Source organism: Acinetobacter sp. UBA3461, from assembly GCF_002381195.1.
Taxonomy (GTDB): Bacteria; Pseudomonadota; Gammaproteobacteria; order Pseudomonadales; family Moraxellaceae; genus Acinetobacter; species Acinetobacter schindleri.
Genome location: NZ_DFRO01000038.1, coordinates 40,435 through 60,102, shown reverse-complemented (window position 1 = coordinate 60,102; position 19,668 = coordinate 40,435). Strand labels below are relative to the sequence as shown.

Annotated in this window: 17 protein-coding genes and 1 pseudogene; 12 read left to right on the top strand and 6 right to left on the bottom strand. The window is 42.1% G+C overall.

Going from position 1 to position 19,668, the window contains the following annotated elements:
• Position 1: 1 nt before the first annotated feature.
• Complete coding sequence (gene pyrH / locus B3D47_RS10760) at positions 2-730, bottom strand: UMP kinase (protein WP_004812647.1); 729 nt, start codon at positions 728-730, stop codon at positions 2-4.
• A gap of 40 nt (positions 731-770) precedes the next feature.
• On the bottom strand, positions 771-2,114 hold the full coding sequence (gene rimO / locus B3D47_RS10755; protein WP_004894397.1) for a 30S ribosomal protein S12 methylthiotransferase RimO: 1,344 nt from the start codon (positions 2,112-2,114) through the stop codon (positions 771-773).
• A gap of 350 nt (positions 2,115-2,464) precedes the next feature.
• On the opposite strand from rimO, the gene glnL reads away from it, so the two are divergent.
• Together glnL and glnG are read left to right on the top strand one after the other, a co-directional pair.
• Positions 2,465-3,574 (top strand): nitrogen regulation protein NR(II), encoded by a 1,110-nt coding sequence (gene glnL, locus B3D47_RS10750; RefSeq protein WP_004812645.1) that lies wholly within the window; start codon positions 2,465-2,467, stop codon positions 3,572-3,574.
• Positions 3,561-5,033: a nitrogen regulation protein NR(I) gene (glnG, locus tag B3D47_RS10745; RefSeq protein WP_253169552.1), complete on the top strand. Its 1,473-nt coding sequence runs from the start codon at positions 3,561-3,563 to the stop codon at positions 5,031-5,033. The genes glnL and glnG overlap by 14 nt, the downstream gene beginning before the upstream one ends.
• 60 nt (positions 5,034-5,093) lie before the next feature.
• Here glnG and B3D47_RS10740 read toward each other — a convergent pair whose 3' ends face one another.
• A complete protein-coding gene (locus B3D47_RS10740) occupies positions 5,094-5,420 on the bottom strand; it encodes a hypothetical protein (protein WP_005221747.1) in 327 nt (108 codons plus the stop codon).
• A 117-nt stretch (positions 5,421-5,537) separates the two neighbouring features.
• On the opposite strand from B3D47_RS10740, the pseudogene B3D47_RS10735 reads away from it, so the two are divergent.
• Positions 5,538-6,285, top strand: a pseudogene (locus tag B3D47_RS10735) (IS5 family transposase).
• Positions 6,286-6,361: 76 nt separating this feature from the next.
• On the opposite strand, the gene mhpT reads toward B3D47_RS10735, so the two are convergent.
• Together mhpT and mnmG are read right to left on the bottom strand one after the other, a co-directional pair.
• Positions 6,362-7,573: a 3-(3-hydroxy-phenyl)propionate transporter MhpT gene (mhpT, locus tag B3D47_RS10730; protein WP_286861977.1), complete on the bottom strand. Its 1,212-nt coding sequence runs from the start codon at positions 7,571-7,573 to the stop codon at positions 6,362-6,364.
• A 305-nt stretch (positions 7,574-7,878) separates the two neighbouring features.
• Complete coding sequence (gene mnmG, locus B3D47_RS10725) at positions 7,879-9,759, bottom strand: tRNA uridine-5-carboxymethylaminomethyl(34) synthesis enzyme MnmG (RefSeq protein ID WP_286861975.1); 1,881 nt, start codon at positions 9,757-9,759, stop codon at positions 7,879-7,881.
• Between the two features lie 265 nt (positions 9,760-10,024).
• Between mnmG and B3D47_RS10720 the strand changes: the two genes are divergently transcribed.
• The 8 genes from B3D47_RS10720 (at position 10,025) to purD (ending at position 18,066) form a co-directional block, all read left to right on the top strand.
• On the top strand, positions 10,025-10,369 hold the full coding sequence (locus B3D47_RS10720; RefSeq protein ID WP_004894381.1) for a hypothetical protein: 345 nt from the start codon (positions 10,025-10,027) through the stop codon (positions 10,367-10,369).
• Positions 10,370-10,495: 126 nt separating this feature from the next.
• Entirely contained in the window at positions 10,496-11,386 is an 891-nt protein-coding gene (locus B3D47_RS10715) for a bile acid:sodium symporter family protein (RefSeq protein ID WP_005221743.1), read from the top strand.
• Between the two features lie 81 nt (positions 11,387-11,467).
• A complete protein-coding gene (locus tag B3D47_RS10710) occupies positions 11,468-12,355 on the top strand; it encodes a bile acid:sodium symporter family protein (RefSeq protein WP_005221741.1) in 888 nt (295 codons plus the stop codon).
• A gap of 134 nt (positions 12,356-12,489) precedes the next feature.
• Entirely contained in the window at positions 12,490-13,392 is a 903-nt protein-coding gene (gene prmA, locus B3D47_RS10705; protein ID WP_180184211.1) for a 50S ribosomal protein L11 methyltransferase, read from the top strand.
• 14 nt (positions 13,393-13,406) lie between these two features.
• Positions 13,407-14,285 carry a DUF3426 domain-containing protein gene (locus B3D47_RS10700; RefSeq protein WP_286861972.1) on the top strand — a complete coding sequence of 293 codons (879 nt, stop codon included), beginning with the start codon at positions 13,407-13,409 and terminating at the stop codon, positions 14,283-14,285.
• 400 nt (positions 14,286-14,685) lie between these two features.
• Positions 14,686-14,955, top strand: a complete 270-nt coding sequence (fis, locus tag B3D47_RS10695) for a DNA-binding transcriptional regulator Fis (protein WP_001086304.1) — start codon at positions 14,686-14,688, stop codon at positions 14,953-14,955.
• A gap of 94 nt (positions 14,956-15,049) precedes the next feature.
• Positions 15,050-16,624, top strand: a complete 1,575-nt coding sequence (purH, locus tag B3D47_RS10690; protein WP_286861970.1) for a bifunctional phosphoribosylaminoimidazolecarboxamide formyltransferase/IMP cyclohydrolase — start codon at positions 15,050-15,052, stop codon at positions 16,622-16,624.
• Between the two features lie 158 nt (positions 16,625-16,782).
• Positions 16,783-18,066, top strand: a complete 1,284-nt coding sequence (purD, locus tag B3D47_RS10685; protein ID WP_286861968.1) for a phosphoribosylamine--glycine ligase — start codon at positions 16,783-16,785, stop codon at positions 18,064-18,066.
• Between the two features lie 45 nt (positions 18,067-18,111).
• Here the strand turns inward: purD and B3D47_RS10680 are convergent, their stop codons facing one another.
• A complete protein-coding gene (locus B3D47_RS10680) occupies positions 18,112-18,810 on the bottom strand; it encodes a hypothetical protein (RefSeq protein ID WP_286861966.1) in 699 nt (232 codons plus the stop codon).
• 150 nt (positions 18,811-18,960) lie between these two features.
• Between B3D47_RS10680 and B3D47_RS10675 the strand changes: the two genes are divergently transcribed.
• Positions 18,961-19,518, top strand: coding sequence for a GNAT family N-acetyltransferase (locus B3D47_RS10675; protein ID WP_286861964.1), 558 nt, complete (start codon positions 18,961-18,963; stop codon positions 19,516-19,518).
• Positions 19,519-19,668: the final 150 nt, after the last annotated feature.

The window sequence follows — 19,668 nt, the reverse complement described above, 5'->3', positions numbered from 1 at the left end:
ATTAATTGGTAACGTGAGTACCTTCTTTTTCACCCATCACAACGGACAATAAAGCACCAGACTTGTTCATATCGAAAACTTGTAGCGGTACGTTATGATCACGGCATAGGCAGATCGCCGTTAAATCCATCACACCCAGTTTTTCATCAAGCACTTGGTCAAAGGTTAAGGTTTCGTATTTAACAGCATCTTCAAATTTGCTTGGATCTTTATTATAGACACCATCAACCTTGGTTGCTTTCAGAATCAGGTCCGCTTCAATTTCAATACCACGTAAACAAGCTGCTGTATCAGTGGTAAAGAACGGGTTACCTGTACCCGCAACAAATACGCAGACTTCACCACGCGTCAGGTGACGAATCGCATCACGGCTTGAGTAAGATTCTACAACGGTGCCAATTGGCAATGCTGAAAGTAAACGTGTCTTGATGTTACGGCGTACCAGCGCATCACGTAATGCCAGACCATTCATCACAGTTGCCAGCATACCCATCTGGTCACCGGTTACACGACCAACCAGACCGTCTTTCTGCAACTGGCTACCACGGTACAAGTTACCACCACCGACAACAATACCAACTTGTACCCCCAATCCAACTAGGTGTGCAATCGCTAAAGACATCTGGTCAAGGATTGGTGCATCAATACCCATATCCTTGTTTCCGGCAAGCGCTTCACCTGAAAGTTTCAGCAAAATACGGCCAAAACGCGGCTTTTTAGAATCCAACATCATCAAACTCCAAATTATTTCATTTAATTTTATCTAAGTATTAGGCTGATTTAATCGAAATCAGTTTTGCAAACAGGTCATATTCGTCCGCATCGGTAATTTCGACCTCAAGCAAAGCACCTGTCTTAATCAGGCTCTTGTCGATATCTTCAACAAATACATTCCCATCAATCTCTGGTGCATCGGCATAAGAACGTGCTACAGCAACCGGGAATTCCTCTTCCAGATCATCAACTAGCACTGTCATTTTCTGACCGATACGCTTTTGCAGCTTGGCTGCTGAGATCGCTTGCTGGACCTGCATGAAACGTTCATAACGTTCTTGCTTGATTTCTTCCGGCACGTGATCTGGCAGATCATTCGCTGCTGCACCTTCAACTGCTGAATAAGTGAAACAACCCACACGATCCAGCTGAGCTTCCTGCAACCAGTCCAACAACATTTGGAAGTCTTCTTCGGTTTCACCCGGGAAGCCCACTACAAATGTCGAACGCAGCACCAATTCAGGACATTTTTCACGCCATACTTTCAAACGTTCTAATGTATTTTCACTGTGCGCAGGACGCTTCATCAGCTTTAATACTTTAGGACTTGCATGCTGGAATGGAATATCCAGGTATGGCAGAATTTTGCCTTGTGCCATCAGATCAATCACCGCATCCACATGTGGATATGGGTAGACATAGTGCAGACGCACCCAGATGCCTAACTGACCCAGCGCTTCACACATATCATAGAATTTGGTCTTAACTGGCTGACCGTTCCAGAAGTCAAGTTTGTACTTGGTATCCACGCCGTAAGCAGAAGTATCCTGGGAGATGACAAGTACTTCTTTTACACCAGCACGTTTTAGTGCCGCAGCTTCTTCAAGTACAGAACCGACTGGACGCGATACCAGATCACCACGCATGCTTGGGATAATGCAGAAAGTACAACGGTGGTTACAGCCTTCTGAAATTTTCAAGTACGCATAGTGTTTTGGAGTAAGGCGAATGCCTTGCTCAGGAACCAGATCAATAAATGGATTATGTTTTGGCGGTTCAGGGACATATTGATGAACCGCATCCATTACTTCTTCATAAGCCGCAGCACCGGTCACTTTCAGGACATTCGGATGCATTTGGCGAATCTTGTCTTCGTCTTTACCTAGACAGCCCGTCACAATCACGCGACCATTCGCGCTCATCGCTTCACCGATGGCGTCTAGAGACTCTTGTACTGCAGATTCAATAAAACCACAGGTGTTTACAACTACTAAATCAGCACCGTCATAATCCGATGCGACATCATAACCTTCAGTCTTCAACTGAGTTAAAATTCGTTCAGAATCTACCAATGCCTTAGGACAACCTAAAGAAACAAAACCGACTTTGGGGGACTTCATGAATCTGCGCTCCACTAGAATGCGCGTATTGTATGTCTTTTCGAAACATAAAAACAGTTGAAATGGAGACTGATTACATCAAGCACCAAAATAAAGCCATAAAATATTCAATATATTTATACATGCACCAAAATTGAACATTTATGATTTACATGCTGATTTTTATCAGCTATACCATTAACAAATCATGCATCTTCATGACCCACTTCCATTTCATTGCAATAATTTAGGGATTATTTAAAAAGTTGGCGTGCATTTTGCTTAATGTGCATCAAATGAGAACTTAAGACTTTAAATTTTGCTTTATGAAGATGCCATTGCGCTATTTTAATACAGGAAAACCATCGCTAATGGATCAGCCCCTTTCCATCGACTATCGCCTTTTGGTGGATAACCTGACCACTGCTGTCATGCTGATTGATAGCAACCTGAATATCTATTATTTGAATACTGCCTGCGAGGCCATGTTCGATATCAGCTTGTTACGCGCATTTGGCACACCGGTATTAAATATACTGCAAGCCCCTACAGATGAGTTCAATACTGAAGAGTCGCTGTATAACACCCTGCATACTGGACAACCTTATACCCGCCGTGAAGCGACCATTATTGTCAATTTTAAGGACATTCATGTGGATTACACGGTTTCGCTACTGAATGCAGGCAAACCACATCACCCCTTATTACTGATTGAGCTGAATCAGCGTGACCGTATGCTGAAAATCTCGCGTGAAGAAAACTACATTCAGCAACATCAGGTGGCTCGCCAGCTGATCCGTGGTGTAGCACATGAGATCAAGAACCCTCTTGGCGGTATTCGTGGTGCAACTCAGCTTCTCGCACGTAGCCTGGATGATCCGAAATACAAAGAATTTACAGATATTATTATTAGTGAAGTGGATCGCCTGAGAAATCTGGCAGATAGTATGCTGGGTTCACGTCAATTGCCAAGCTATGAAATGGTCAACGTGCATGAGCCTTTAGAACGTGTCCGCTCACTGATTGTAAATCAGACCAAAAAGAAAATTAAAATTACCCGGGACTATGACCTGTCCCTGCCAGAAGTTTTAGCAGACCGCGATCAGCTGATTCAGGTCATGCTGAATATCTGTGTGAATGCGGTTCAGGCGATGACTGAAAACAAAGACTTCTTTGTCGAGCATCAGCCTGAACTGATTTTAAGAACCCGTATTCAGCGTCTATATACTATTAATGGTGTGATTCATCGTTCAGTGGTACGCATCGACATTGAAGATAATGGTCCGGGTGTACCAGACGATATTATTGAAGCCGTTTTCTACCCGCTTGTGACCAGCCGTGCCAAAGGAACCGGCCTGGGCCTCAGTATTGCTCAAAATATAATGCACCAACATAACGGAATGATTGAATGCCAGTCAGTTCCAGGAAAAACCGTATTTAGCTTATTTTTACCTTGGGAGTCAGATCATGTCGCGAAATAAAATATGGGTGATTGATGACGATCGTGCCATGCGTTGGGTACTCGAAAAAACATTCAAAGAAGAAGGTTTCGACGTTACCAGTTTTGAAGAAGCCCAGTCAGCACTTGATCAGCTGAATGTGGATGTACCAGATGTGATCCTGACCGATATCCGAATGCCGGGTATTGATGGTTTAACCTTTTTAGGTAAGGTCAAGAATACTAATCCTGATCTGCCTGTCATCATTATGACGGCGCACTCGGATCTGGAATCTGCAGTATCAAGTTATCAGACCGGTGCCTTCGAGTATCTGCCAAAGCCATTTGATATTGATGAAGCGCTGGCATTGGTGAATCGTGCCATCCTGCACATCACCAAGTTACAGCAACAGGAATCTGCAAAAGCGGCTCCAACAATTCAATCGACTGAAATTATCGGTGAATCTCCTGCAATGCAGGAAGTATTCCGCGCTATTGGCCGTCTATCTCAGTCGCATATTACCGTTTTGATTAATGGTGAATCCGGCACAGGTAAAGAATTGGTAGCACATGCTTTGCACCGCCATTCACCACGTAGTAATAAGCCATTTATCGCCCTGAACATGGCAGCGATTCCAAAAGACCTGATTGAGACTGAATTGTTCGGTCATGAAAAAGGTGCGTTTACGGGTGCCAATACTCAACGTCAAGGCCGTTTCGAACAGGCTAACGGCGGTACATTGTTCCTAGACGAAATTGGAGACATGCCATTTGAAACCCAGACCCGTTTACTCCGTGTTCTGGCAGATGGTGAATTTTACCGTGTAGGTGGTCATATTCCAGTTAAGGTCGATGTGCGTATCGTGGCAGCAACTCACCAGGATCTGGAAAAACTGGTACACGATGGCCGCTTCCGTGAAGACTTGTATCACCGTTTGAATGTAATTCGTATTCATATTCCTAAACTGGCACACCGTTCTGAAGATATTCCAATGCTGGCACAGCATTTCCTGGCACGTGCAGGCAAAGAGCTTGGTGTCAATCCGAAGATTCTGCGTCCTGAAACTCAGGAATATATGCAAAAGCTGCCTTGGCAAGGGAACGTGCGTCAGCTGGAAAATACCTGTCGCTGGTTAACAGTTATGATCACAGGTCGTGAAGTTTATCCAGAAGACTTGCCACCTGAACTGAAACAGATTCCTATCCAGCAGGACAACGGCGCACCAATTCCAAATCTGAATCAGGTTGCTCCGCACCATTGGGATGAATTACTGAACCAATGGGCAATTCAAAAGCTAAAAAATGGTGAGATGAAGATTCTCGACATCGCAACACCAATGTTTGAACGCACGCTGATTAATGCAGCCCTTCAGCAAACTCGTGGCCGTAAACGCCATGCTGCTGAGCTTTTAGGTTGGGGTCGAAATACATTGACGCGCAAACTTAAAGAGCTGGGTATGGACAGTGCAGATGATGATGTTGAAGAAGAAGTTGAAGGTTAATTTTTAAAGTTAGCCACAAAAAAGCGCCAATTGATTTGGCGCTTTTTTTCATTCTGAGATTTAAGCGGTAAGGCCAATATAACGTGAATAACCTTCCACACCCAGATCCGATTTTAAAATTATAAATTCCGGATAAGTACTAGTAGTCAACTCTGCGAACATATTGACCTGATCATCATTAGCATGTAAATCATCCACAGTATGTTGCATGGTCTGCTCAAACTCATCGGTAATGTATTCAAAACCAATATCCATGGCAATAAACAGAGTATGTTCACAAGGCTGGACATATTGCTCTTCTTGCCAGTTAATAATCTGTTGCTGGCAATGTAGGCAGGCAATATTGTCGGTCGCGTCTATATCCAGCTCAATTAACTGATAGCTCATATCTCAATTTCGTTTTTTAGTTCAACTTATATTAACAAAAATTACCTGCGAAATAATCTGTCTAGGGCCTGTCATCAATTAGCTTGAGAAAATCTAATCTGTCCTCATTATTTTTTCATGACTAAACGCTATGCATTAAGAGATGATCAGTGGGAATGGATCAAGGATCTGTTGCCTGGACGGCCGGGTACTGTTGGAGTAACCGCCAAAGACAACCGATTATTTGTTGAGGCAATACTCTATCGTTATCGTTCAGGTATTCCGTGGCGAGACTTACCCGAACGGTTCGGTGATTTTAGAGTCGTACATACCCGTTTTAGCCGTTGGGCTAAAACAGGCGTGTGGCAGAGAGTTTTTGAAGTGCTATCACATGACAGTGATAATGAATATGCCATGCTGGACTCAACCATTGTGCGCGCTCATCAACACAGTGCCGGAAAAAAAAGAACAGGCGATCGGACGCAGTAAAGGTCGCTTAAGTACCAAAATTCATGCCCGTACTGATGCTTTAGGCAACCCAACAGGATTTTATCTCACTGCCGGGCAGGCCCATGACTTGAACGGTGCCGATGTGTTACTGGACTTATCCTTAAGCCAAACATGGCTTATGGATAAAGCCTACAATTCCAGGGATCGAGTGATTGATCCGATTCATAAGATCAATGGTCAAGTCGTGATGCCATCCAAAAGTAACGCGATTGATCAGCGTGATTATGACCAACATCTTTATAAGGCAAGACATCTGATCGAGAATTTCTTCGCCAAGCTCAAGCAGTATCGAGGTATTGCTACGCGCTATGATAAATTGGCTCAAAACTTCCTGTCAGCGATCTACCTTGCCTCAATCATGATATGGCTTAATTGATGACACGCCCTAAATATCTTCAAATAAAAAAAAGCCGGCCATCAGACCGACTTTTTTCATAGATAGATTACTTAAATTAGTGCTTGTTTTGTGTCTTATAACGGGACAAAGCAGTGACTGCCACAGCAGAAATCACCACAGCCGGCAAGCTGGCCCACAGAATACCTGTTGTTCCTAAGCCCAATGCCAGAATCTTGCCAGATAATAGTGGACCAGTCATGGCGCCCAAACGCCCGAGTGAAATTGCACTTCCCACTCCCGTAACTTTACCTGCCCCTGAGTAGAAGATTGGAGAAATACCATACAGGATAGATTGGCCACCGGTAGAGAAAATTCCACCCATTAAACCGGCCAAGATCAGCAATGGAATTACTTTACTGGTAAAGAGTAAAATCAATGCAATTGCCAGGCCTACATAAATGATAGCAGCCACTTGCCAGAGTTTCAGGCGATCTAATAAATAACCTAGCCCTAAAGTACCAATTACAGCACCAACCTGGAAGATCAGCATGATACTAAAAGCTTCCTGCTTGGAAAGCCCTTGTTCCATTAGTAAATTTGGTAACCAGCTGATCAGGATATAGTTAATCATTAAGGTAAAGAAAAAGCCGAACCACAATGGCACAGTACGTTTATATTGTTCCTGTTTAAACAGTACTTCAGCCATATTGGGTACTGCGATCTGTTGCTCAGTCGTTTGAACTTTAACAGCACGCGGTTTGTCTTTTAAAATCATAGCCATGAAAGGCAGCAGAACCAAGGGGGTCAAACCACCGATCAGGAATAATGTTTGCCAGCTAATATCCTTAAAATAGATTGCCAGCCCGGCAACAAAAATCGCACCTACAGGCAAACCACAATACATTAAGCTGTTCAGCTTACCTCGATTACGTTCAGTCGCCTCATCCCCCACCACTGAAATCATGGTGGGCATTGCAGCCCCCAAACCCAAACCCGTCAGGAAACGTGCCGCATATAAAATTTCAATACTTGGCGCGATCGCCGTAAGTGCAAAGAACACCCCAAAAATAGCCACCGATAGCATTAAGACTCGTTTCTGACCTAAATAGTCCGCGATACGCCCACCAAAGAAAGCACCGAATAACATCCCAAAAACGCCGAGGCTAAATACATAGCCCATTTGCACCTGATCAAGTGCAAACGTTTCTGCAATACCTTTGGCAGCAATTCCAGGGGCTTGTAAATCAAAGCCTTCAAAAAATGCGACCCAGAAACACAAAAATAACACCAGAAATTTTTGTATTTTTTCCTTTTGTGTCAACATCATGATTCATCTTCCTCAATTCCAGGCTTTTTTTGGCTTAGCCCACTGCCTAATTGTTAATCTAATCCTTTCGAATAAATAGCACTACAATGGTAGGATTTGAAATGTAAGAGTTTGCTTTTTCACCTCCAAATAAGACTTAAAAACAATGACAGTGATTCTATTTTTAGATGAAAAATTATAAATATTATTATTTTTCAATTATTTATTTTATTATTAGCTTTTAACTATGGAATCATTCATCTAGGTGATTATTAACTTTTATTTATAAAAAAACCCGCATTTTGCGGGTTTTTTAACATCAAATCTTAGGCAGATTTTTTTGTTTGTGCATTCTTGCGAATCGTGATCATTACCAGTTGAACTGCAGCAGGGGTTACACCCGGAATACGGCTTGCTTGTGCAAGTGTTTCCGGACGAACATCTTTTAACTTCAAGGTAATTTCACGAGAAAGACCTGAAACGATGTCATAGTTAAAATCAGCAGGAATCTTGGTTTCTTCCAAACGCTTCATTTGCGCGACATCTTGATGCTGACGGTTAATATAGCCTTCGTATTTCACCGCAATCTCAATCTGGTCACCCACTTGAGCAGATACTTCAGAACCTGTCAGTTCTGCAATTTGAGCAAAGCTAATGTTCGGACGTTTTAACAAATCAATCGCAGAACATTCTTTAGAAAGGTCTGCACCTGTCATCTCAACGAATTTTTTACCCATTGGATTGTTTGGTGCTGCCCAAAGGTGTTGCAAACGACCTGTCTCACGCTCAACCGCTTCCATTTTCTCGCAGTAAGCCGCCCAACGCTCATCATCCACCAGACCCATTTCACGACCGATTGGTGTTAAACGTTGGTCTGCGTTGTCTTCACGCAGCATCAAACGATATTCCGCACGTGAAGTGAACATACGGTACGGTTCTTTGGTACCTAAAGTGATCAAGTCATCAACCAATACACCCATGTACGCTTCATCACGTTTTGGTGTCCATTGCTCTTGATCCCACGCACGACGTGCTGCGTTCAAACCTGCAAGTAAACCTTGCGCACCTGCTTCTTCATAACCTGTTGTACCGTTGATTTGACCTGCAAAGTACAAGTTATTAATCGCTTTGGTTTCCAAAGTGAATTTCAACGCTTGCGGGTTGAAGTAATCGTATTCAATCGCATACCCTGGACGCAGAATATGTGCATTCTCCATACCACGGATTGAGCGCACCAATTCAAACTGCACATCAAATGGCAGTGAAGTTGAAATACCGTTTGGATACAACTCATGCGTATCCAAACCTTCAGGCTCCAAGAACACTTGGTGAGAGTCTTTATCGGCAAAACGGTGAATCTTGTCTTCAATCGATGGGCAGTAACGTGGACCGACACCTTCAATCACACCCGTATACATCGGTGAACGATCTAAACCTCCACGGATAATGTCATGGGTTTTTTCATTGGTATGTGTAATCCAGCAGTTCACTTGTTCAGGGTGCATAGATGCATCACCCATGAATGACATGGTCGGAGATGGGAAATCACCCGGCTGTGGTGTCATCACAGAGAAGTCTACTGAACGTGCATCAATACGTGGTGGTGTACCTGTTTTTAGACGACCAACAGGAAGTTGAAGTTCACGTAAACGATGCGCCAATGAAATTGATGGTGGATCGCCTGCACGACCACCGCTTGATTTCTCAAGACCGACGTGAATCACACCACCTAAGAATGTACCTGCAGTTAACACCACAGTTTTCGCATCAAAGCGAATACCCATTTGGGTTACTACACCTTTAACGGTATCGCCTTCAACAATCAGGTCATCCGCTGCTTGTTGGAAAATATCAAGATTCGCTTGGTTTTCTAATGTTTCACGAATCGCAGCTTTATAACGTACACGGTCAGCCTGCGCGCGCGTCGCACGAACCGCAGCACCTTTACGTGAGTTTAAAATTCGGAATTGGATACCGCCTTTGTCAGCAGCAAGTGCCATTGCACCGCCCAAGGCATCAATTTCACGCACCAAATGCGATTTACCAATACCACCGATGGCTGGGTTACAGCTCATCTGCCCTAAAGTCTCAATATTGTGAGTTAAGAGTAAAGTCTGTCGACCCATACGCGCCGCAGCCAATGCTGCTTCCGTACCTGCGTGACCGCCACCGATCACAATGACATCGTATACTTTAGGATAGTGCATAGTGGTATTTGAGAGATTAAAAAAGGATAGCCGAAGATTATAGCAAAAATTGCAGAATAGTTGACAAATTCAGTGGAATTAATTCAAGGTCACCCTATCGTATTTTTATAAACCTTCTTAATTGTCACTTAATCTTTCATTTTTTAGCAAAACACCGATAAATCAATACATAGAGCTTGTATTTGTTACCTGATCGCAATTGTATGCAGCTGAGTATTTTCTAAGATGTAAATTTGACGCCACACGAAGAAAAAAGGTGAAATAAATGGATAAGAAAATATTATTTTCAATAATGCTCGGTGCACTATCAGTAACAGGTATGGCCACTGCAAATGATAAGGTTGCTAAAGTTTACAATCCAGATTTGTATCAGAAAGTCTGTAAAGGCAAATCAGCTGGTGATGCCGTAACTTTTGCTCATCGTGGCATTATCTGGAACGGAACCTGTGAACCACAGTTTTTTTCCAACTCCAAAACAGCCTTAATGGGTGATGAAGCTGAAATTTACAGTGCTTGCCAAGACGCTTCTGGAAACACCACAACCACCGTTAATGGTCAGGAAATTAGTGGTAAATGTGCCTTGGGCTTCACTCCTCCTCGACCTAAATAAAGCTCTTTAAAGTTATAAAAGAATAAATGGGCAAAATTGAGGTTTTGCCCATTTTCTATTGATTATTTAATAATTTACGTTAAACTGAATTTAAAAATGAAGATCCAATAATAAAAAGGACATTCTATGGATTCGGTATTTTTTGTTTTTTTATTGCCGGTACTGCTGGCAATTTTGATGATGGGGTTAGGACTTGAATTACGCGTCAAGGATTTTATTCGTGTACTCAACTATCCTAAGGTCATTTTTATTGCCTTATTTATCCAGCTGATCCTGTTGACCAGTCTGGCTTTTCTGATCTGTATCATATTGGATTTGCCGCCGCTACTGGCTGTGGGTTTAATGCTGCTGGCAGCCTCTCCGGGTGGACCAACGGCCAATCTGTTCAGCTACCTATATAAAGGTGATTTGGCACTTAACTTCACCCTGACTACAATTAATACTTTTATATCGATCTTCACCCTGCCTTTTATTATTAATTTATCCTTACATTTTTTCCTGGGCAGTGACGATACCATTACCATGCCAGCCATGAAGATGGTTCAGGTATTTTTTATCATATTACTTCCTGTTATCTTCGGTATGGCATTACGGGCTAAATTCCCAAGGCTCACAATCACTGTTAATCGCTCAATGCGTATTTTCGCAATTGGCTTCCTCATTGCATTATTTGTATTTGCAGTCGTACGCGAACGCCATAATCTGATGGAATATTTCAATAGCATCGGAATTGCGACCGTAATTTTTGGCTTTTCCAGCCTGTTTATTGGTTATTGCCTACCTTTACTGCTTGGTATTCCAGACCGTCAGGCACGTGCTTGTACCTTTGAGGTGGGCATTCATAATACCGCTGTTGCCATGACTATCGCTATTACCGTATTAGGCAATAATACTATTGCCATCCCTGCGGGTATCTATACTATTGTCATGTACACTCTTGCCACCTTTTTTGGCATTATCCTGAGCCGTCAACGCATCATTTATCAGAAATCCAAGCATCGTTTATCAGATTTGTAAACACACTATATAAACCATAATTTCCTCTGTATGCTGGACTTAAAAATAGATAAAAAAGACATTTAAATAAGGAGCATACAGATGGATTCTGGCTTTATTACCATATTGTTACCACTGGCTTTAGCGATCATTATGATGGGGCTTGGACTTGAACTTACCCCACGTGACTTTAGCCGAGTGACCCGCCATCCCAAAGCTGTACTCATCGCACTTTTCTGTCAGCTGATTATCCTGGTGGGAATCGCCTTTGTACTATGTAAACTACTAGCTTTACCACCACTGTTATCAGTCGGTTTGATGCTCTTGGCTGCTTCTCCAGGCGGTGCCACAGCCAACCTGTTTAGCTACCTATTCAAAGGTGATCTGGCGCTGAATATTACTTTGACAGCAATCAACTCAGTCATTGCTGCAATTACCCTTCCTTTAATTATTAACTTCTCGATCTTGCACTTCATGCAGGATAGCCAGCAAGTTGGCCTGCAATTTGGCAAAATTCTGCAGGTCTTTGCGATTATTCTGATTCCAGTTGGGATTGGCATGCTGATTCGTCATTATGCACCAGGTGTGACAGCAAAATTGAATCGACCACTGCGGATTTTTGCTATTACTTTTCTGGTTCTTATTATTGTCGCAACCATTGTGAAGGAACGTGCCAATATAAGTGAATATCTGACTCAAGTCGGACTGGCAACTGCCTTATTCTGTATCCTGAGCCTTGGCATCGGCTATCTGGTTCCACGACTCCTTAACATTAATAGCGCTCAAGCCCGCGCCAGTGCTTTTGAAATCGGCATTCATAACAGCACTCTTGCCATGACCATTGCCCTGACCGTGATTGGCAGCTCAGCAGTAGCAATGCCAGCGGCAGTTTATTCTATTTTTATGTATATATTTGCTGCAATTTTTGGCACTTTACTGAATCGACTTGCACCGCTTCAGGTACAAAAACCCCTGACAAATCTAGATTAGATAAAGTCTAAAACCTTCAGAAGGATGTCTCAGGCATCCTTTTTTTATTTACACCTGCACAGCAATCTAGCCGCACAAAAACCGGAACTTCCGTTACAATAGCTTTTTGAAAAGATATACATAAGGTTATTTCTGTGAAGTGGTTACAAATTCATATTACGGTTGATCAGGCTCAGGTTGATTTCACTGAAACATTACTCAGCTCGCTGGGTGCGGTGAGCGTGACGCTGGATGATGCTGAAAATCAGGATTTACTTGAACCACTTCCAGGTGAAACACCGTTGTGGAATAAAGTGATTGTTACCGGTATTTATGCACAAGAAGAAGGCGAAGAAATCGATGTCGATGCACTCGAAACCTTTATTCGTGCACAAATGCCTGAAGCGCCTATCCGTCATGAATTTCTGGAAGATCAAGCTTGGGAACGCACCTGGATGGATGCTTATGAACCAATTCAGATTTCTGACAAGTTCTGGATTGTGCCAGAATGGATGGAACCACCTGAAGCAGATGCAGTAAATATCAAGCTCGATCCTGGTCTGGCTTTTGGTACAGGCAATCATGCTTCTACTTTCCTCTGCCTGCAATGGCTGGGAAAAACAAATCTCAAAGACAAAATCGTCATCGACTATGGCTGTGGTTCAGGCATTTTGGCTGTTGCTGCCCTGCTACTTGGCGCGAAAAAAGCATATGCAACCGATATTGATCCACAAGCAGTCTTGGCCACCCAACAAAATGCTGAACTCAATGGTGTACTTGATCGGCTTTATGTAGGCTTACCGGAAGAATTTAACGAAGAGCTTGGTGCAATAAAGGCAGATGTTTTCGTTGCTAATATCTTGGCAGGTCCACTGATGATGCTTGAACCGCACTTTGCAGAATTGGTAAAAGCTGAGGGTGAATTCGCACTTGCGGGTGTTATTGAAGAACAAGTTACTGATGTTACTAGCATTTACTCTAATCATTTTGATATATTAGAAGTAGCGAAGCGTGATGAATACTGGTGTCGAATTTCTGGTAAACGCCATAAAAATTAAATAAGCGTGAATGTATGAGTGATAAACGAACCCTCTGCCCGACTTGTTCCACAATCTACAAAGTAACGGTTGCTCAGTTAACCATTGCTCAGGGTATGGTTTGTTGTCCCAAATGCACCACCTCATTTAATGCACTTTCTCATCTGGTGACCGAACCTCAGCCTTCGGCCACTGACCCCTCCCCTGAAGCTAATGTTGAGTCTCTTAGTCCAGCTCAAGCTGCATCACAATTTGATGCAGACTTATATAACAGCAAGATTTCTTCTCGCCTCAACAATCTTCTACATATTTTTGATGAAAAAGTTGAAAACTCGAATATTGATCTCAAAACCTATTTGAATAATCTGAACTATTTTAGTACCGAGCCCATTAGTGCCCTTCCAGCCATGAACTGGGAAGAAGATACAGATGAAAGAAGTCAGCGCTCTATCTTGCAATATATTGGCTGGACAGCAATAAATGTATTATTACTCGGCATATTGGTTTTTCAGTTCTTTTGGTTTAATCCACAGTACTTAAAGAATAGTCATGTGATGGGTACAGCGTTTAATGCTGTTTGTGATGTATTCAATTGTTCAAATATGGAAGAGCATTACGACCTGATTAATACCAGGAATGTTAAAGTCAGGGCATCAGATTCGAAGCAAACCCGATTTACAGGTGAGCTGATCAATTATCATGACCGTAGCCTGGCCATGCCAGTTTTGCGTCTCGACTTAAAAGATAATGGGGTGATTACTGCTTCCTATACGCTTTCACCTTCAGAATACCTGATTGAAAGTTTAGTGAGCATCCAGCGTATTCCAAAAAATAGTCCTTTTAAATTCGACTTTCAGGTTCCAGTCAAGCGAAAAAGTTTCGATAGCTATAGTTTAGAAATAATTCGTCCTTGATATTGAAAAAAACTATCAAAAAAGATAAAAAAACTAAAAAAAAATGCAGTTTTCTTGCTCACTTTTTTGTAGACAATGGTATTATACGCGCCACGAAAGCTATGTGCTGCCAACTCTTCGCTAATTTTTCACAACAAATACAGTCTTGCTAATGCGCTCTAACACTTATTGCGTATCGTGCAGATTTTTTTGTTTGATTTTTGGTCGGTAACAAAAATTTAACAATTGTTACGCTTATATTTCGACCAACTGGCTGAGATGTGTCAAGCTACATGCTCAATGTAATGACCATGTTTTAGAGCTTCTGTTTTAGGATCTAAAACAGAAGCTCATTTAATTTATAGACCACTTTTATATATCACTTTACCCAAGTGGTATTTGATTTTTCGGATTAATTCGCATGAATAGCAAATCTCCTATTTTTACTGCACAATCTGATGTCGCTCTTCGTATTCACGTAGATCGCGCAGTTCGCCACTATTTTGCACAACTGCAAGGCGAGCAACCTTCTCAGGTGTATGACATGGTGCTGGCAGAAATGGAGAAGCCTCTTCTATCTGTAGTTCTAGAATATACGCGTGGTAACCAGACCCGCGCTGCTGAAATTCTCGGCTTAAACCGCGGTACTTTGCGTAAAAAGTTAAAAGCACACGGTTTAATGAGTGAATAAATGATAAAATGCTTGCGTTAATCGCAGGCATTTTTTTTGACTGTAAATTAGCTATTTAGATTTAATCTGTTCCTTGGTAACTGTGACGAAGATCATGACTATTAAACGCGCTTTAATCTCTGTTTCCGACAAAACCGGTATTGTTGAGTTTGCACAAAACCTTGCTGCTCTAGGGGTAGAAATTTTATCTACTGGCGGTACATATAAATTGTTGAAAGACAATAATGTCGCTGTAGTTGAAGTTTCAGAGCACACTGGTTTCCCAGAGATGATGGACGGCCGTGTTAAAACACTACATCCAAAAATTCATGGCGGCATTCTGGCCCGTCGTGGTCTAGACGAAGCAGTGATGGCTGAACACAACATCGATGCGATCGATCTTGTTGTTGTTAACCTGTATCCATTTGCTGCGACTGTAGCAAAACCAAACTGTTCACTTGCTGATGCGATCGAAAATATCGACATCGGTGGTCCAACTATGGTTCGTGCTGCTGCAAAAAACCATGCTTCTGTCGGTATCGTAGTGAATGCATCTGACTACGCAACGGTAATTGCTGAGCTTAAAGCTGAGGGTGCTTTATCTTATGCAACCCGTTTTGACCTGGCAGTGAAAGCATTTGAACATACTGCGCAATACGACGGTATGATCGCATCTTACTTAGGCGCGCGCGTAGGTAAAGAAGAAGGCGAAGCTGACAATTTTGCTCGTACTTTCAATACACAATTGAACAAAGCTCAAGACTTACGTTACGGTGAAAATCCGCATCAGTCTGCTGCATTCTATGTAGATCCAGCTGCAACTGAAGCTTCTGTTTCAACTGCAAAACAGTTACAAGGTAAAGAACTCTCTTATAACAACATTGCGGACACAGACGCTGCACTTGAATGTGTTAAATCATTTGCGAAGCCTGCTTGTGTCATCGTTAAACATGCCAACCCATGTGGCGTTGCAGTATCTTTAGACGGTATCAAAACTGCCTATGACTTGGCTTATGCAACTGACCCCGAATCTGCATTCGGTGGCATTATTGCATTCAACCGTGAATTAGATGTTGAAACTGCTCAAGCAATTGTTGACCGTCAATTTGTTGAAGTAATCATCGCTCCTAGCGTTGCTGAAGGCGTGCTTGAAGTCACTGGTGCGAAGAAGAATGTACGCGTACTAGTATGTGGCGAACTTCCGAAGATTGACGAACGTGCTGCACAACTTGACTACAAACGCGTAAACGGCGGTTTGTTAGTTCAAGATCAAGACTTAGGCATGATTACGAAAGATGATCTTAAAGTTGTGACGAAGCGTGCACCAACTGAACAAGAAATTGACGACATGATCTTTGCCTGGAAAGTAGCGAAATACGTAAAGTCTAATGCAATTGTTTATGCGAAAAACCGTCAAACGATCGGTGTAGGCGCTGGCCAAATGAGCCGTGTGAACTCTGCTCGTATTGCTGTTATCAAAGCTGAACATGCAGGTTTAGTAGTTGAAGGTGCAGTCATGGCATCTGATGCATTCTTCCCATTCCGTGATGGGATCGATAACGCGGCTAAAGCCGGCATCAAATGCATTATCCAACCAGGTGGTTCAATGCGTGACGAAGAAACAATTGCAGCAGCTGATGAAGCTGGTATTGCAATGGTGTTCACTGGCATGCGTCATTTCCGCCACTAATTAACTAAATTAATTAGAAGTCGTATTTATTAATCCCCCTAAATCCCCCTTTGTAAAAAGGGGGACTTTTCGCATCATAGAACTGTGTTTTTATTTGCGATACCCCTCCCTTTTTAAAGGGAGGTTGGGAGGGATTCTATTCTTTGAGGGATTTTTAGATGAACATTTTAGTTTTGGGTAGTGGCGGTCGTGAGCATGCATTGGCGTGGAAAATCGCACAAGACGATCAAGTTACAAAAGTTTTTGTAGCGCCAGGTAATGCCGGTACTGCAACTGAAAATAAATGTGAAAATGTCGCTTTAGACATTCTCGACAACCCTGCCATTATTGATTTTGCCAAAAATAATGCAGTTGAACTGATTATAGTGGGTCCAGAAGCACCGCTTGTAAATGGTGTTGTGGATGCTTGTCGTGAAGCGGGTGTAAAAATTTGGGGTCCAACGCAATTTGCTGCACAACTGGAAGGCTCTAAAGCATTTGCGAAGCACTTCTTAAAACGCCACAACATTCCAACTGCTTTCTATGACGTGTTCACGGAAGTCGATGCGGCTAAAGCATTTGTCGAGAAAAATGGTGCGCCAATCGTAATCAAGGCTGACGGTCTTGCTGCAGGTAAAGGCGTAATTGTTGCCATGACCAATCAAGAAGCATTTGATGCGATTGATGACATGTTGGCTGGCAACAAATTTGGTGATGCAGGTTCTCGTGTTGTGATTGAGGAATTCCTTGCAGGTGAAGAGGCGTCATTCATTTGTATGATTGATGGCGACAACATTTTGCCAATGGCAACATCTCAAGACCACAAGCGTATTTTTGAAGGCGACCAAGGTCCAAACACTGGCGGTATGGGTGCTTACTCTCCTGCGCCTGTGGTGACTGCAGATGTATTTGAAAAAACCATGAATGAAGTGATGCGTCCTACCGTTGAAGGTATGAAAAAAGACGGTCACGTATATACAGGTTTCTTATACGCAGGCTTGATGATTGATGAACAAGGCCAACCAAAAGTGATCGAGTTTAACTGTCGTTTTGGCGACCCAGAAACCCAGCCGATTATGATGCGTTTAAAATCATCTTTGGTGGATTTGGTTCAAGCAGGCATCGAAGGTAACTTACCTGCTGAAGCTGAATGGGATGAGCGCAAAACTGTAGGGATCGTGCTTGCGTCACGTGGCTACCCTGAAACGTCTAGCAATGGCGATGTGATTTCAGGTTTAGACACTGAAATGGCAGATGCGAAAGTGTTCCATGCAGGTACGAAAGCACTTGAGAATGGTGACATCGTGACTGCTGGTGGTCGTGTACTTTGCGTAACTGCACTGGGTGATACGATTGGTGAAGCGCAAGCGAAAGCGTTAGAACTTTGCGAAAAAGTAACGTTTGATGGTGTGCAATACCGTAAAGATATTGGTTACCGTGCGATCGCTCGTGAAAATGCTTAATTCAGTTTGAGCATAAAAAACCCCGCTATGTGCGGGGTTTTTATTTCAGTAGCTAAATACAGATAATTGATGATGAAATTCTGGAAATTCAACTTTAAAAATTTGATTAATTTGGTTTGCTATTTCTGCCTCTCTATCATCATGCTTCCATAGCCCTAAATAATATTTTGCATCCAAAAACTCATGATATACAATCCACTCACCTGTTAATTGACCTCTTTCTCTTCTTAATTCATAATCATCGATAGTATGCTTTTTAAGAACGCTCCATACCAAGCTTAAATCACTATCACCTTTTTTCTTCGTCTTTTCTAAAGCCCGACATTCTTGCATCATTTTTTTCCACTTTTTATCCTTAATTAAAGGATCTAAATACATTATTTTTATGTTTTTTAAGTTGCCTAGATGAAAATGTTTATGCCAAAGACCTTTTAACGGTTCATATTTAAATTGAGTTTGTGTCTTGGTAAGTGTTGTATAAACTATAGACTCTTCTAAGCATTCAATTTCATTGATTATCTCAGCTACAAATTCATTCTTTATTTTTAATTTTACTAATCCTTCAATAAAATACCAATTGTATCTACATCCAACCAATTCACTCCATTTTCTTCTCTTTAAAAGCACTTGCACATCGTAAAAAGCTTTCTCAGTCTGCTTACACCCCAAATATCTAGGATTGACCAACAAACAAAAATCTTCAAATTCTAAGTTATAAATGTTAAGTTTTTGAATATTTGTCATTTTAATAGTCTTCTTCCTATACTTGAGCAATTAATTCAATAAAGGTGGAATTAATGAGAATATAATGAATAGAGCCGTACCGCCTACTGAATATTAAATACTAAACAAAATTCACTTTTCTTCAAACAATCAATTCAAAACCCTTCTATTATGACTATTCCTCTCCAAACCCCTCGCTTGATCCTCCGCCAATGGCAAGATTCCGACACTGCCCCATTTATCCAAATGTGCGCGGACGATGACGTCATGCGCTATTTCCTTAAAAAACTCGATGCTTCTGAAGCCACTGCATTTATGAATCGCCTACGTGATGCCATCGAAAAACGTGTTTGGGGTTTATACGCTGTCGAACTTAAAAGCACAGGTGAATTTATTGGCTTTATTGGACTGCACGTCCATCCACCTGAATTTGATATGGCAGATGCCCCTGAAATAGGCTGGCGCTTACTTCCGCAATATTGGAATCAAGGCTATGCCAGCGAAGCTGCAAAAGCTTTACTGAAATATGCCTTTAGAACCCTGCGTCTAGAGAAAGTCATTTCTTTTACTGCCTGCATCAACACGCCATCAGAACGTGTCATGCAAAACATTGGTTTAGAAAAAGTAGGAGAGTTTGATCATCCGCTTGTATCTGCCGATCATATCTTGTGTAGACATGTACTCTATGAAAAACAGCGTTCGGATTATCTGCATATCCCCTTCTGTTAAAACATGCTTGCAGTATCATGAACTAAGAAAACCAAGATCAGATCCTGCATCGCCTAGTGAGCATGAAGGAAAGATTTATCTTGTTAAGATAGAATTTTCTTAATTTCCCAAGAATTAGATATTTTTCTTATATTTATCTATATGCATTTT